22 protein-coding genes are annotated in these 13,510 nt (G+C 63.4%); all 22 read left to right on the forward strand.

The features are described 5' to 3' along the window. Window positions 1–531: 531 nt before the first annotated feature. The 22 genes from rpsL (at window position 532) to rplR (ending at window position 13,510) form a co-directional block, all read left to right on the forward strand. Window positions 532–903, forward strand: a complete 372-nt coding sequence (gene rpsL, locus GGR43_RS06340) for a 30S ribosomal protein S12 (protein ID WP_019831557.1) — start codon at window positions 532–534, stop codon at window positions 901–903. Between the two features lie 18 nt (window positions 904–921). Next, the gene (rpsG, locus tag GGR43_RS06345; protein WP_188071097.1) at window positions 922–1,392 is read left to right on the forward strand and encodes a 30S ribosomal protein S7; all 471 of its coding nucleotides are present in this window, start codon (window positions 922–924) and stop codon (window positions 1,390–1,392) included. Between the two features lie 104 nt (window positions 1,393–1,496). Continuing rightward, entirely contained in the window at window positions 1,497–3,569 is a 2,073-nt protein-coding gene (gene fusA / locus GGR43_RS06350) for an elongation factor G (protein WP_188071098.1), read from the forward strand. A 140-nt stretch (window positions 3,570–3,709) separates the two neighbouring features. Further along, on the forward strand, window positions 3,710–4,900 hold the full coding sequence (gene tuf / locus GGR43_RS06355; protein WP_188071099.1) for an elongation factor Tu: 1,191 nt from the start codon (window positions 3,710–3,712) through the stop codon (window positions 4,898–4,900). A 154-nt stretch (window positions 4,901–5,054) separates the two neighbouring features. Further along, the gene (gene rpsJ / locus GGR43_RS06360) at window positions 5,055–5,366 is read left to right on the forward strand and encodes a 30S ribosomal protein S10 (RefSeq protein ID WP_014077880.1); all 312 of its coding nucleotides are present in this window, start codon (window positions 5,055–5,057) and stop codon (window positions 5,364–5,366) included. Between the two features lie 259 nt (window positions 5,367–5,625). Next, entirely contained in the window at window positions 5,626–6,363 is a 738-nt protein-coding gene (gene rplC / locus GGR43_RS06365) for a 50S ribosomal protein L3 (protein WP_188071100.1), read from the forward strand. Between the two features lie 3 nt (window positions 6,364–6,366). Continuing rightward, window positions 6,367–6,990 (forward strand): 50S ribosomal protein L4, encoded by a 624-nt coding sequence (gene rplD, locus GGR43_RS06370; RefSeq protein ID WP_188071101.1) that lies wholly within the window; start codon window positions 6,367–6,369, stop codon window positions 6,988–6,990. Beyond that, the gene (locus GGR43_RS06375; RefSeq protein ID WP_188071102.1) at window positions 6,983–7,297 is read left to right on the forward strand and encodes a 50S ribosomal protein L23; all 315 of its coding nucleotides are present in this window, start codon (window positions 6,983–6,985) and stop codon (window positions 7,295–7,297) included. Before rplD ends, GGR43_RS06375 begins: the two co-directional genes overlap by 8 nt. A gap of 14 nt (window positions 7,298–7,311) precedes the next feature. After that, the gene (gene rplB / locus GGR43_RS06380) at window positions 7,312–8,148 is read left to right on the forward strand and encodes a 50S ribosomal protein L2 (protein ID WP_188071103.1); all 837 of its coding nucleotides are present in this window, start codon (window positions 7,312–7,314) and stop codon (window positions 8,146–8,148) included. Window positions 8,149–8,151: 3 nt separating this feature from the next. Then, window positions 8,152–8,430: a 30S ribosomal protein S19 gene (gene rpsS, locus GGR43_RS06385; RefSeq protein WP_188071104.1), complete on the forward strand. Its 279-nt coding sequence runs from the start codon at window positions 8,152–8,154 to the stop codon at window positions 8,428–8,430. Continuing rightward, a complete protein-coding gene (gene rplV, locus GGR43_RS06390; RefSeq protein WP_188071105.1) occupies window positions 8,430–8,816 on the forward strand; it encodes a 50S ribosomal protein L22 in 387 nt (128 codons plus the stop codon). The genes rpsS and rplV overlap by 1 nt, the downstream gene beginning before the upstream one ends. A gap of 3 nt (window positions 8,817–8,819) precedes the next feature. After that, a complete protein-coding gene (gene rpsC / locus GGR43_RS06395; RefSeq protein ID WP_188071106.1) occupies window positions 8,820–9,515 on the forward strand; it encodes a 30S ribosomal protein S3 in 696 nt (231 codons plus the stop codon). A 19-nt stretch (window positions 9,516–9,534) separates the two neighbouring features. Next, window positions 9,535–9,969 (forward strand): 50S ribosomal protein L16, encoded by a 435-nt coding sequence (rplP, locus tag GGR43_RS06400; protein WP_188071107.1) that lies wholly within the window; start codon window positions 9,535–9,537, stop codon window positions 9,967–9,969. Beyond that, the gene (gene rpmC / locus GGR43_RS06405; RefSeq protein WP_188071108.1) at window positions 9,969–10,169 is read left to right on the forward strand and encodes a 50S ribosomal protein L29; all 201 of its coding nucleotides are present in this window, start codon (window positions 9,969–9,971) and stop codon (window positions 10,167–10,169) included. Before rplP ends, rpmC begins: the two co-directional genes overlap by 1 nt. Before the next feature lie 13 nt (window positions 10,170–10,182). Next, a complete protein-coding gene (gene rpsQ / locus GGR43_RS06410) occupies window positions 10,183–10,446 on the forward strand; it encodes a 30S ribosomal protein S17 (protein ID WP_188071109.1) in 264 nt (87 codons plus the stop codon). A 167-nt stretch (window positions 10,447–10,613) separates the two neighbouring features. Continuing rightward, window positions 10,614–10,982, forward strand: a complete 369-nt coding sequence (rplN, locus tag GGR43_RS06415) for a 50S ribosomal protein L14 (protein ID WP_188071110.1) — start codon at window positions 10,614–10,616, stop codon at window positions 10,980–10,982. After that, window positions 10,982–11,293 carry a 50S ribosomal protein L24 gene (rplX, locus tag GGR43_RS06420; RefSeq protein ID WP_188071111.1) on the forward strand — a complete coding sequence of 104 codons (312 nt, stop codon included), beginning with the start codon at window positions 10,982–10,984 and terminating at the stop codon, window positions 11,291–11,293. The genes rplN and rplX overlap by 1 nt, the downstream gene beginning before the upstream one ends. After that, window positions 11,293–11,868 (forward strand): 50S ribosomal protein L5, encoded by a 576-nt coding sequence (gene rplE, locus GGR43_RS06425; protein WP_188071112.1) that lies wholly within the window; start codon window positions 11,293–11,295, stop codon window positions 11,866–11,868. The genes rplX and rplE overlap by 1 nt, the downstream gene beginning before the upstream one ends. A gap of 38 nt (window positions 11,869–11,906) precedes the next feature. After that, on the forward strand, window positions 11,907–12,212 hold the full coding sequence (gene rpsN / locus GGR43_RS06430; RefSeq protein ID WP_188071113.1) for a 30S ribosomal protein S14: 306 nt from the start codon (window positions 11,907–11,909) through the stop codon (window positions 12,210–12,212). A 12-nt stretch (window positions 12,213–12,224) separates the two neighbouring features. Then, window positions 12,225–12,620, forward strand: a complete 396-nt coding sequence (gene rpsH / locus GGR43_RS06435; RefSeq protein WP_188071114.1) for a 30S ribosomal protein S8 — start codon at window positions 12,225–12,227, stop codon at window positions 12,618–12,620. Next, window positions 12,620–13,153, forward strand: a complete 534-nt coding sequence (gene rplF / locus GGR43_RS06440) for a 50S ribosomal protein L6 (RefSeq protein WP_188071115.1) — start codon at window positions 12,620–12,622, stop codon at window positions 13,151–13,153. Before rpsH ends, rplF begins: the two co-directional genes overlap by 1 nt. Window positions 13,154–13,156: 3 nt before the next feature. Next, entirely contained in the window at window positions 13,157–13,510 is a 354-nt protein-coding gene (gene rplR, locus GGR43_RS06445; RefSeq protein ID WP_188071116.1) for a 50S ribosomal protein L18, read from the forward strand.

The following is a 13,510-nucleotide window of genomic DNA, read 5'->3' on the forward strand; positions in this document are numbered from 1 at the left end:
AAATGCTTGCGGCCCGCGCTTTCCAGCGCGCGGGAATCGCTTTCACGCTATCCATCTGTCTTTGGCGACCCATGATTGTTGCAGCTCCCCCCGAAGCAGGGCAGGCGCGTAACAGAGCGGCGGGGCGGAATCGAATCCTCAGCGGGCAAGGACGGTTGAATCGAAAGAATCGGACGGTGAGCCGTTAACCGGGAAGGGAAAATTTACATATGAGGCCTTGCCATTCCTGCACGACGGCCCCGCGACTCGACGCGTCGATCTTCCGCGCGGAGCATGCTTGACCGGGGGAGGGCGCATCGCTATAGCGCGCCCTGCCTTGCGGCCAGTAGTTGGGACTCGCAGGTGCCCTGTTCCATGGCGCCGTCGAAGCCGAAATGCCGATTGCGGGCGAATTTTGAGCTTGAACATTGCCGGCTGTTTCTTCCGGTCCGGGGGGTCGTTCGACCGCCGGGGCCGTTGCTGTTGTAAAAAAAACGGCAAGAACGGAAGCGATGGTCCGGTAAAGTAACTAGTGAAAAGGTGAAGGGCTTCATGCCGACAATCAACCAGTTGGTCCGTAAGGGCCGTGAACCGCAGAAGGCCAAGAGCAAGGTCCCTGCGATGGAGCAGAACCCGCAGAAGCGCGGCGTTTGCACCCGCGTCTATACCACTACCCCGAAGAAGCCGAACTCGGCTCTCCGCAAGGTTGCGAAGGTCCGCCTGACCAACCAGCGCGAAGTCATCAGCTATATTCCGGGTGAAGGCCACAACCTCCAGGAGCACAGCGTCGTGCTGATCCGCGGCGGCCGTGTGCGCGACCTTCCCGGCGTGCGCTACCACGTGCTGCGCGGCGTTCTGGATACGCAGGGCGTCAAGGACCGCAAGCAGAGCCGTTCGAAGTACGGCGCGAAGCGTCCGAAGTAAGAAAGGGGAGATCAAGATATGTCACGTCGTCGTCGCCCCGAAAAGCGCGTCATCCTGCCCGATCCGAAGTTCAAGGATGTGGTGCTTTCCAAGTTCATGAACAGCGTCATGCTGGACGGCAAGAAGGCCGTTGCGGAACAGATCGTCTATGGCGCCCTCGACCAGGTCGAGGCCAAGGCGAAGAAGGATCCGATCCAGATGTTCCACGACGCCCTCAACAATGTGAAGCCGGGCATCGAGGTCCGCAGCCGCCGTGTCGGCGGCGCGACCTATCAGGTCCCGGTCGAGGTGCGCCCGGAGCGCGCGCAGGCGCTGGCCATCCGCTGGCTGATCTCCGCCGCGCGCAGCCGCAGCGAAACCACCATGGCCGCGCGTCTTTCGGGCGAGTTGATGGATGCCGCCAACAACCGCGGCAATGCCGTCAAGAAGCGCGAGGACACGCACCGCATGGCGGAAGCGAACCGCGCCTTCTCGCACTATCGCTGGTAATGAAGATGGCGGCGGCCGGGGCAGCGATGCTCCGGCCGCCTGCCTCTCCCCAAGACCCAACCCGCCGCGCGGCCCCGCCGCCGTCCGGCAACGGAGTTAAGATCATGGCCCGCAGCCATCCGCTCGAACGCTACCGCAATTTCGGCATCATGGCGCACATCGACGCCGGCAAGACCACGACGACCGAGCGCATCCTTTATTACACCGGCAAGTCCTACAAGATCGGCGAAGTGCACGAAGGCGCCGCCACCATGGACTGGATGGAGCAGGAGCAGGAGCGCGGCATCACCATCACGTCGGCCGCGACCACCTGCTTCTGGAACGACCACCGGCTGAACATCATCGACACGCCCGGCCACGTCGACTTCACCATCGAGGTGGAGCGTTCGCTGCGCGTGCTCGACGGCGCGGTCGCCGCGTTCGACGGCGTTGCGGGCGTGGAGCCGCAGTCGGAAACCGTGTGGCGTCAGGCGGACAAGTACCAGGTTCCGCGCATGTGCTACATCAACAAGCTCGATCGCACCGGCGCCAATTTCTATTATTGCGTGCAGACGATCATCGACCGTCTCGGCGCGACCCCGGCGGTGCTCTATCTGCCCATCGGCGCGGAGAGCGATTTCGTCGGTCTGGTCGACCTGATCAACCAGCGCTCGATCATCTGGAAGGACGAGAGCCTGGGCGCCGAGTTCACCTATGGCGGCATTCCGGCCGACCTTGCCGACAAGGCCGCCGAATATCGCGAGAAGCTGGTCGAGCTGGCGGTCGAGCAGGACGACGCCGCGATGGAAGCCTATCTCGAAGGCAATGAGCCGGACGTCGACACGCTGAAGAAGCTGATCCGCAAGGGCACGCTCAATCAGTCGTTCGTGCCCGTGCTGTGCGGTTCCTCGTTCAAGAACAAGGGCGTGCAGACGCTGCTCGACGCGGTCGTCGACTTCCTGCCCTCGCCGCTGGACATCCCCGACGTGCAGGGCATCAACCCCGACACCGAAGAGCCGGACAGCCGCAAGACCGCCGACGACGCGCCGCTTTCGATGCTGGCGTTCAAGATCATGAACGACCCGTTCGTCGGCTCGCTCACCTTCGCGCGCATCTATTCGGGCACGCTGACCAAGGGCAGCTACCTGAACTCGGTCAAGGGCAAGAAGGAAAAGGTCGGCCGCATGCTGCTGATGCATGCGAACAGCCGCGAGGACATCGACGAAGCCTATGCGGGCGACATCGTCGCGCTGGCGGGCCTCAAGGAAACCACCACCGGCGATACGCTGTGCGCCGAGCGCCAGCCGATCATTCTGGAGCGGATGGAATTCCCCGAGCCGGTCATCGAGCTGTCGGTCGAACCCAAGACCAAGGCCGACCAGGAAAAGATGGGCATCGCGCTCAACCGCCTGGCCGCCGAGGATCCGTCCTTCCGCGTCTCGACCGACCACGAATCGGGCCAGACCATCATCAAGGGCATGGGCGAGCTTCACCTCGACATTCTGGTCGACCGCATGAAGCGCGAATTCAAGGTCGAGGCCAATGTCGGCGCGCCGCAGGTGGCCTATCGCGAATATCTCGCGAAGAAGGTCGACATCGACTACACCCACAAGAAGCAGTCGGGTGGTTCGGGCCAGTTCGGCCGCGTCAAGGTCACCGTCATCCCCGGCGAGCGGGGTTCGGGCTTCCAGTTCTTCGACGAGATCAAGGGCGGCAACATTCCGCGCGAATATATCCCGTCGGTGGAAAAGGGTTTCCGTGAGACGGCCGAAACCGGCCACCTCATCGGCTTCCCGATCATCGATTTCGAGGTTCACCTGACGGACGGCGCCTATCACGACGTCGACTCGTCGGCGCTGGCGTTCGAAATCTGCGCCCGTGGCGCGATGCGCGAAGCGGCGGCGAAGTCGGGCATCAAGCTGCTCGAACCGATCATGAAGGTCGAGGTCGTGACCCCGGAGGAATATCTGGGCGACGTCATCGGCGACATGAACAGCCGCCGTGGCCAGATTCAGGGCACGGACAGCCGCGGCAACGCGCAGGTCGTCGAGGCGATGGTGCCGCTGGCCAACATGTTCGGCTATGTGAACCAGCTGCGTTCCTTCACCCAGGGGCGCGCGAACTACTCGATGATCTTCTCGCACTATGATGAAGTGCCGCAGAATGTCGCCGACGAAGTGAAGGCGAAGATGGCCTGATCGAGCCGCCTTTGAGGGGCGATAATTGCCCCTCAAAAGCTGCAAAACAGGCTGGCATTATCACAATTTGATGCTATGGGGGCCAACTCGCGAGGCGCCTCATGGCTGTCGAAGCAGATTTGGACAAGAAGAGGTAGGAAATGGCTAAGGCTAAATTTGAGCGGACCAAGCCGCACTGCAACATCGGCACCATCGGTCACGTCGACCACGGCAAGACCACGCTGACCGCGGCGATCACCAAGGTTCTGGCGGAAACCGGCGGCGCCGAGTTCACCGACTATGCGAACATCGACAAGGCGCCCGAAGAGCGCGAGCGCGGCATCACCATCTCGACCGCTCACGTCGAATATGAAACCGATGCGCGCCACTATGCGCACGTCGACTGCCCCGGCCACGCCGACTATGTGAAGAACATGATCACCGGCGCCGCGCAGATGGACGGCGCGATCCTCGTCGTGAACGCCGCCGACGGTCCGATGCCGCAGACCCGCGAGCACATCCTGCTCGCCCGTCAGGTCGGCGTGCCCGCGCTGGTCGTGTTCATGAACAAGGTCGACCAGGTCGACGATCCGGAAATCCTGGAGCTGGTCGAGCTGGAAATCCGCGAGCTGCTCTCCAGCTACGACTTCCCCGGCGACGACATCCCCGTCATCGCGGGTTCGGCTCTGGCCGCCCTCGAAGGCCGTGACGACGAGATCGGCAAGAACAAGATCAAGGAACTGATGGACGCTGTCGACAGCTACATCCCGCAGCCGGAACGTCCGGTTGACCGTCCGTTCCTGATGCCGATCGAAGACGTGTTCTCGATCTCCGGCCGCGGCACCGTGGTCACCGGCCGCGTCGAAACCGGCATCGTCAAGGTCGGCGAGGAAGTCGAGATCGTCGGCATCAAGGACACCAAGAAGACCACCGTCACCGGCGTCGAAATGTTCCGCAAGCTGCTCGACGAGGGCCGCGCGGGCGACAATATCGGCGCGCTGATCCGTGGCGTGGGCCGCGACGAGGTGGAGCGCGGTCAGGTTCTGGCCAAGCCCGGCACCATCACCCCGCACACCGACTTCGAAGCCGAAGTGTACGTGCTGTCGAAGGACGAAGGCGGCCGTCACACGCCGTTCTTCGCCAACTATCGTCCGCAGTTCTACTTCCGCACCACCGACGTCACCGGTGAAGTGGTTCTGCCCGAAGGCACCGAGATGGTCATGCCCGGCGACAATGTGAAGCTCGGCGTGAAGCTCATCGCCCCGATCGCGATGGACACCGGCCTCCGCTTCGCCATCCGCGAAGGCGGCCGCACCGTCGGTGCAGGGGTTGTCAGCACCATCACGAAGTAATATAGGCACGAAGCCGCGCGGGTCTGGTGATTCGCGCGGCTGAGTTTTTAAGCCGCCTCGGCCCGGCGCTCGCCAGCAAGGTTTGAAGCATCGGGTTTCCCAAGGGGAAGCGAGGCGGTTTGTTTTTTGGCTCTTTCGCATCGGTAAAGTGGACATGGAAACGCAGAATATTCGCATTCGCCTCAAAGCCTTTGATCACCGCGTGCTCGATCAGGCGACCGGCGACATCGCTGACACGGCTCGCCGCACCGGCGCCCTCATTCGCGGTCCGATTCCGCTGCCGACGCGCATCGAAAAGTTCACGGTCAACCGTGGCCCGCACATCGACAAGAAGAGCCGTGAGCAGTTCGAGGTCCGCACCTACAAGCGCATGCTTGACATTGTGCAGCCTACGCCCCAGACGGTCGACGCGCTGATGAAGCTCGACCTCGCCGCCGGCGTGAACGTCGAAATCAAGCTCGCCTGATTTCAGGTGAGCGCAGCCCCCGCCCCGGCGGGGGTCTCATGCTTTGAGGGCCTTGTTCCCCAGGCATGGCGATCAAGGGATACCGCACGGGCCTTCGGGCCAAACGTGGTCCTGGTCCCCCGTCGTCCTCCTTCATGGAGGGCATCCAGCCCGGACGGGGTGATCTGAGCATCGGGTTGGCCGCAGCGGAGTCTTTCCGTTGCGGTTTTTCGTTGGATACGCCCGCCGCACCGGCGGGCCTCTGTTGGGAGGTATGATCATGCGTACAGGCGTGATCGCGAAGAAAGTCGGGATGACCCGCCTCTTCCAGGAGGACGGACGGCACGTGCCCGTCACCGTTCTCGCGCTGGAAGGCAATCAGGTCATTTCGCGCCGCGAGATTGAAAAGGACGGCTATGTCGCCGTTCAACTGGGTGCCGGCGTTGCCAAGGCGAAGAATGTCGCCAAGCCGCAGCGTGGCCACTTCGCCAAGGCCGAGGTTGAGCCGAAGGCTCGCGTCGCCGAGTTCCGCGTCGCCGAAGATGCGTTGCTCGATGTGGGCGCTGAAATCTCCGCCGATCATTTCGTCGCGGGCCAGCTCGTCGACGTCACCGGTCACACCCAGGGTAAGGGTTTCGCCGGTGCGATGAAGCGCTGGGGCTTCGGGGGCATGCGCGCGACGCACGGCGTCTCCATCAGCCACCGTGCGCATGGTTCGACCGGTAACCGCCAGGATCCGGGCCGCGTCTTCAAGAACAAGAAGATGGCCGGCCACATGGGCGACCGCCAGCGCACCCAGCAGAATCTCGAAATCGTCCGCACCGACGTGGAGCGCGACCTTCTCTTCGTGAAGGGCAGCGTTCCGGGCTCCAAGGGTACCTGGCTGCTGGTCAGCGACGCCGTCAAGGTGGCGCGTCCGGCCGAACTGCCGTACCCCGCCAGCCTGAAGTCGGCCGCATCCGCCAACGACAGCGCTCCGGTCGAAGCACCGGAAGCCACCGAAAACCAGGAGGGCTAAGCCATGAAGGTTGAAGTCAAAACCCTGGACGCAGGCAAGGCTGGCGACGTTGAACTGAACGACGCCGTTTTCGGCATCGAGCCTCGCGCCGACATCCTGCACCGCGTCGTGACGTGGCAGCTGGAAAAGCGCCGCGCCCCAGCACGCGCCACTCGCGAGCGCAGCGATGTCGCCCGCACCGGCAAGAAGTTCGGCCGTCAGAAGGGCGGCGGCACCGCCCGTCACGGCGATCGCCGCGCTCCGATCTTCATCGGCGGCGGTAAGGCCCACGGCGCCCGCGCCCGCACCTTCGGCCATGAGCTGAACAAGAAGGTGCGCGCTCTGGGCCTGAAGATGGCGCTGTCCGCGAAGGCGAAGGCCGGGTCGCTGACCGTTCTCGACAATCTCGACGTCAAGGACGGCAAGACCAAGGCGCTCGCCGGGCAGCTCGAAAAGCTGGGCCTGAACAAGGCGCTGTTCATTGACGGCGACGCGATCAACGTCAGCTTCGCCAAGGCTTCGTCCAATCTGGTGGGCGTCAACGTCCTGCCGGCGGTCGGCGCCAATGTGTACGACATTCTGCGTGCCGACGCGCTGGTCCTGACCCGCGCCGCCGTGGAAAAGCTGGAGGCTCGCTTCAATGGCTAAGAAACAGGCAGCGGTTGCGGATATCCGTCACTACGACGTTATCCTCGCTCCCCACATCACCGAGAAGGCGACTCTCCTCTCCGAAAACAACGCCGTGGTTTTCAAGGTGGCGGGTGACGCCACCAAGCCGGAAATCAAGGCGGCGGTGGAGGCGCTGTTCGGCGTGTCCGTGAAGGGCGTGAACACCATTGTCCAGAAGGGCAAGGTGAAGCGCTGGAAGGGCAAGCCCTATCAGCGCAGCGACTTCAAGAAAGCGATCGTCACGCTGGCCGAAGGCCAGTCGATTGACGTGACCAGCACGATCTGAGGCGAGGCAGGATCATGGCACTAAAGCACTATAATCCGACCAGCCCCGCGCAGCGCGGCCTGATTCTGGTCGACCGCTCGCACCTGCACAAGGGCAAGCCCGTCAAGGCGCTGACCGAAGGCAAGCGCAAGACCGGTGGCCGCAACAACAAGGGTCACGTCACCAGCCGCGGCATCGCCGGCGGCCACAAGCAGCGCTATCGCATCGTCGATTTCAAGCGCCGCAAGTGGGACGTCGAGGGGACCGTCGAGCGTCTGGAATATGACCCCAACCGCACGGCGTTCATCGCCCTCATCAAATATGAGGACGGCGAGCTGGCCTACATCATCGCGCCGCAGCGTCTGTCGGTCGGCGACAAGGTCGTCGCCGGCAAGAAGACCGACGTGAAGCCGGGCAACGCGATGGAACTCGGCCAGATGCCGGTCGGCACCATCTGCCACAATATCGAGATGAAGCCGGGCAAGGGTGGCCAGATCGCCCGTTCGGCGGGCACCTATGTGCAGCTCGTCGGCCGCGACCGGGGCATGGTGATCGTTCGCCTGAATTCGGGCGAGCAGCGCTATATCCGCGCGGACTGCATGGGCACCGTCGGCGCCGTGTCGAACCCCGACAACGCCAACACCAATCTCGCCAAGGCCGGCCGTAACCGCTGGCTGGGCCGCCGTCCGCTGACGCGCGGTGTCGCGAAGAACCCGGTCGACCACCCGCATGGCGGTGGTGAAGGCCGGACCTCCGGTGGTCGCCATCCGGTGACCCCGTGGGGCAAGCCGACCAAGGGTGCTCGTACCCGCAACAACAAGGCGACGGACAAGTTCATCATCCGTAGCCGTCACGCGAAGAAGAAGAGGTAAGCGATGGCTCGTTCCGTCTGGAAGGGTCCGTTTGTGGACCTGCATCTGCTGAAAAAGGCAGAATCCGCGCAGGAAGCGGGCGCGAAAGCTGGCCCGATCAAGACCTGGTCGCGCCGTTCGACCATCCTGCCGCAGTTCGTTGGCCTGACGTTCAACGTCTATAATGGCCGCAAGCACGTTCCCGTCTCGGTGAACGAGGACATGGTTGGGCACAAGCTGGGTGAGTTCGCGCCGACGCGCTTCTTCCCCGGTCACGCCGCCGACAAGAAGGGCAAGCGCTAATGGGCAAGGCAAAGGCTCCCCGTCGCGTGGGCGACAATGAGGCGCTGTCCGTCGGCACCTCGATCCGCGGTTCGGCGCAGAAGCTGAACCTGGTTGCGGCGCTGATCCGCGGCCGCAAGGTCGAGGACGCGCTCAACATCCTCGCTTTCTCCAAGAAGGCGATGGCGGTCGACGTCCGCAAGGTGCTGGCCTCGGCCATCGCCAATGCGGAGAACAACCATAATCTCGACGTCGACTCGCTGGTCGTCGCCGAGGCGTCGGTCGGCAAGTCGATCACGATGAAGCGCTTCCACGCTCGCGGTCGCGGCAAGTCGACCCGCATTCTGAAGCCGTTCAGCCGGGTTCGGATCGTCGTGCGCGAACAGACTGAACAGGCGGAGGCGTAAGTCATGGGTCACAAGAGCAATCCGATCGGTCTGCGTCTTCAGATCAACCGCACCTGGGACAGTCGCTGGTTCGCGGAAGGCCAGGATTATGGCCGTCTTCTGATGGAGGATCTGAAGATCCGCACCTTCATCATGAAGAAGCTGCCGCAGGCCGCGATCTCCAAGGTGGTGATCGAGCGTCCGGCCAAGCTGTGCCGCGTGTCGATCTATGCCGCCCGTCCGGGCGTCATCATCGGCAAGAAGGGCGCCGACATCGAGAAGCTGCGCAAGAAGCTGGGCGAATTCACCCAGTCCGACGTCAGCCTCAACATCGTCGAGATTCGCAAGCCGGAAATCGACGCGAAGCTCGTCGCGCAGGGCGTTGCCGACCAGCTGGAGCGCCGCATCGCCTTCCGCCGTGCGATGAAGCGCGCGGTGCAGTCCGCGCTGCGTCTGGGCGCCGAGGGCATCAAGATCACCTGCGGCGGCCGTCTGGGCGGCGCGGAGATCGCGCGCACCGAATGGTATCGCGAAGGCCGCGTGCCGCTGCACACGCTGCGCGGTAACGTCGATTATGCCGAGGCCGAGGCCCACACCGCCTATGGCGTGTGCGGGATCAAGGTCTGGATCTTCAAGGGCGAAATCCTTGGCCACGATCCGATGGCGACTGACCGGCTGATGATGGAGGCTCAAACCTCCGGCGTCCGTCCGGCGCACTGAGTTGAGAAGGTAGAGCGTCATGCTGCAACCGAAGAAAATGAAATTCCGCAAGGCCTTCAAGGGCCGGATCAAGGGCGACGCCAAGGGCGGCAGCGCGCTTAATTTCGGCGCCTACGGCCTGAAGGCCCTTGAGCCGGAGCGGATCACCGCCCGCCAGATCGAGGCCGCGCGCCGTGCGATCCAGCGCCACCTGCGCCGTCAGGGCCGCCTGTGGATCCGCGTGTTCCCGGACGTGCCGGTGTCGAAGAAGCCCGCCGAGGTCCGTCAGGGCAAGGGCAAGGGCAGCATCGAATATTGGGCCGCCCGCGTGAAGCCGGGTCGCATCCTGTTCGAGCTGGACGGCGTGCCGGGTCCGCTCGCCGCCGAGGCTTTCTCGCGCGCCGCGATGAAGCTGCCGATCAAGACCAAGGTTGTTGCCCGCCTGGGCGACACCTCGCATCTGGGAGCCGAATAATGACGAAGGTCACTGATCTGCGTGTCAAGTCGGACGACGAGCTTTCGGGCGAGCTCGCCAACCTGAAGAAGGAGCAGTTCAACCTGCGCTTCCAGGCGGCGACCAACCAGCTCGAAAAAGCGAGCCGGGTGCGCGAAGTGCGCCGCGACATCGCCCGTATCAAGACGCTGCAGGGCGAACGCGCCCGCGCGGCGAAGTAAGAAGGACACTATCATGCCCAAGCGCGTGCTGACGGGAACGGTGGTTTCCGACAAGGGTGACAAGACGGTCGTGGTCCGCGTCGAGCGTAAGGTGAAGCACCCGCTCTACGGCAAGATCATCCGCCGTTCGAAGAAATATCATGCTCATGACGAGGCCAATGCCTATCATGAGGGCGAAACCGTCCGCATCGAGGAAACGGCGCCGATCTCGAAGCTCAAGACCTGGAAGGTCATCGAGCGGGTAGACACGCACAAGTCCCCGGAACAGGCGGCGTAAGACGTTTTCCGGTCCCGATGCAGATCGGGACCGGGGTCTGTTTTTTCGGCCCATGGCGTTTTCGGACCGTCGGATGCCTTGCATCTGGCGGAAAAGGCGCTAAAGGCCGGACCCGTTCAGGAACTACCGGAATATTCCGGCAAGCCAAATGAGAAGGAACCGGATCAATGATCCAGATGCAATCCAATCTTGAGGTCGCCGACAACAGCGGCGCCAAGCGCGTTCAGTGCATCAAGGTGCTGGGCGGCTCCAAGCGGCGCACCGCGGGCGTCGGCGACGTGATCGTCGTCTCCGTCAAGGACGCGCAGCCCAAGGGCCGTGTGAAGAAGGGCGACGTGCACCGCGCGGTGATCGTCCGCACCGCGAAGGACGTGCGCCGCGCCGACGGCAGCGTCATCCGCTTCGACAGCAACGCCGCCGTTCTGGTCGGCAAGAACGACGAGCCGATCGGCACCCGTATCTTCGGCCCGGTGGTTCGCGAGCTGCGCGCGAAGAACTTCATGAAGATCATCAGCCTCGCGCCGGAGGTGCTGTAATGAGCGCCGCACGGATCAAGAAGGGCGACACCGTCGTCGTGCTCGCGGGCAAGGACAAGGGCCGCACCGGCTCCGTCCTGCAGGTCTTCCCGAAGGATGACAAGGTGCTGGTCGACGGCATCAACGTGCATGCCCGTCACCGCAAGCCCGATCAGCTGAACCCGCAGGGCGGCATCGAGCGCCGGCCCGCGCCGCTGCACATTTCCAATGTCGCGATCGCCGGCAAGGATGGCAAGGCCACCCGCGTCCGCTTCGAAGAGCGCGACGGCAAGAAGGTCCGCGTGGCCGTCAAGTCCGGGGAGGTCATCTGATGGCTGACAAATATACTCCGCGCCTCAAGTCGCTCTACGACGAGACGATCATCAAGGCGATGACCGAGAAGTTCGGCTATGCGAACCCGATGCAGATTCCGCGGATCGAGAAGATCACGCTGAACATGGGCGTCGGCGAAGCGACGCAGGACAAGAAGAAGGTCACCTCGGCCGCCGAGGAAATGGAGCTGATCGCCGGGCAGAAGCCGGTCATCACCAAGGCGAAGAAGTCGATCGCGCAGTTCAAGCTGCGCGAGGGCATGCCGATCGGTGCGAAGGTCACGCTGCGCCGCGAGCGCATGTACGAGTTCCTCGATCGCCTGATCACCATCGCGATGCCCCGCATCCGCGACTTCCGCGGCCTGAACCCGAAGTCATTCGACGGCCGCGGCAACTATGCGTTCGGGATCAAGGAACAGATCATCTTCCCGGAAATCAACTATGACCGCATCGACAAGGTGCGCGGCATGGACATCATCGTTACCACCACCGCGAACACGGACGAAGAAGCGCGCGAACTGCTGCGCCTGTTCGGTTTCCCGTTCCCGGTCGAAGAGGAAAAGCAGGCCGCCTGAGGGCGCGCCTGCTTCAAGGAAGGAAGAGAACTTAAGTCATGGCGAAACTGAGTTCCATCAACAAGAATGAGCGTCGCAAGAAGCTGGTCAAGAAATATGCCGGCCGTTATGCGAAGCTGAAGGCGATTGCTGCCGATACGTCGCTCGACGACACGGAACGGCTGATCGCGCGTCTGAAGATGGCCGAGATCCCCCGCAACGGCAATCCGACCCGGATCCGCAACCGTTGCGAGCTGACCGGCCGTCCGCGCGCCTATTATCGCAAGTTCCGTCTCTGCCGCGTGCAGCTGCGCGATCTGGCCAACAAGGGCCTGATCCCCGGCGTCACCAAGTCGAGCTGGTAAGGATAGACCAACATGGCATTGACCGATCCTCTGGGTGATATGCTCACCCGCATCCGCAACGGCCAGCAGGCGCGCAAGGACAGCGTCGTGACCCCGGCTTCGAAGCTGCGCGCGCGCGTCCTCGACGTGTTGCAGCGCGAAGGCTATATCCGCGGTTACAGCGAAGAGCAGCTGGGCAAGCATCCCGGCCTGCGCATCGAGCTGAAATATTTCGAGGGCCAGCCGGCGATCAAGCATGTCGCCCGCGTGTCCAAGCCCGGCCGCCGCGTCTATTCCGGCAGCAAGGAATTGCCGATCGTGCGCAACGGCCTCGGCATCACCATCGTTTCGACGCCGCGCGGCGTTCTGTCCGACGCCGAGGCGCGCGACCAGAATGTCGGTGGCGAAGTGCTGGCGGAGGTGTTCTGATGAGCCGTACCGGAAAGAAGCCGGTTGCAATCCCGGCAGGTGTCACCGCGTCCATCCAGGACGGCCAGGTGTCGGTGAAGGGTCCGAAGGGCACGCTCAGCATGCCGCTGTCGGACGAGGTCACTTACACGCTGGAGGACGGCGCTCTGACCGTCGCTCCCGTCAACGACAGCAAGCGCGCGCGCTCCTTCTGGGGCATGCAGCGCACGCTGGTGCAGAATCTGGTGACCGGCGTGACCGAGGGCTATACCAAGGTACTGGAGATCACCGGTGTCGGCTATCGCGCCGCCGCTCAGGGCAAGACCCTGAAGCTGCAGCTCGGCTACAGCCATGACGTCGATTATGCGATCCCCGAAGGGATCGAGATCAAGACGCCGGACAACACCACCGTGGAAATCAGCGGGATCGACAAGCAGAAGGTCGGTCAGGTTGCCGCCGAAATCCGTCGCTGGAGGAAGCCCGAACCCTATAAGGGCAAGGGTATCAAATATCGCGGTGAGTTCATCTTCCGCAAAGAAGGCAAGAAGAAGTAAGCCATGGCGAAACTCTCTCTCTTCGAGCGGCGCCGTCGCCGCGTTCGCACCGCCCTCAAGGCTCGCTCCGGCGCTCGTCCGCGTTTGTCGGTTCACCGTTCGGGCCAGCATATCTATGCCCAGGTCATTGATGACGCGCGCGGTCATACCGTCGCGGCCGCCTCGACGCTGGACAAGGATCTGCGTGGCACCTCCGGTTGCAACTCGGCCGCCGCCGCCGAAGTCGGCAAGCGCATCGCCGCTGCCGCCGTCAAGGCCGGCGTCACCAAGGTTGTGTTCGACCGGGGCGGTTTCCTGTTCCATGGCCGCGTGAAGGCGCTGGCCGATGCTGCTCGTGAAGGCGGGCTGGAGTTCTGA

The sequence above is a fragment of the Sphingobium jiangsuense genome (assembly GCF_014196495.1).
Lineage (GTDB): Bacteria > Pseudomonadota > Alphaproteobacteria > Sphingomonadales > Sphingomonadaceae > Sphingobium > Sphingobium jiangsuense.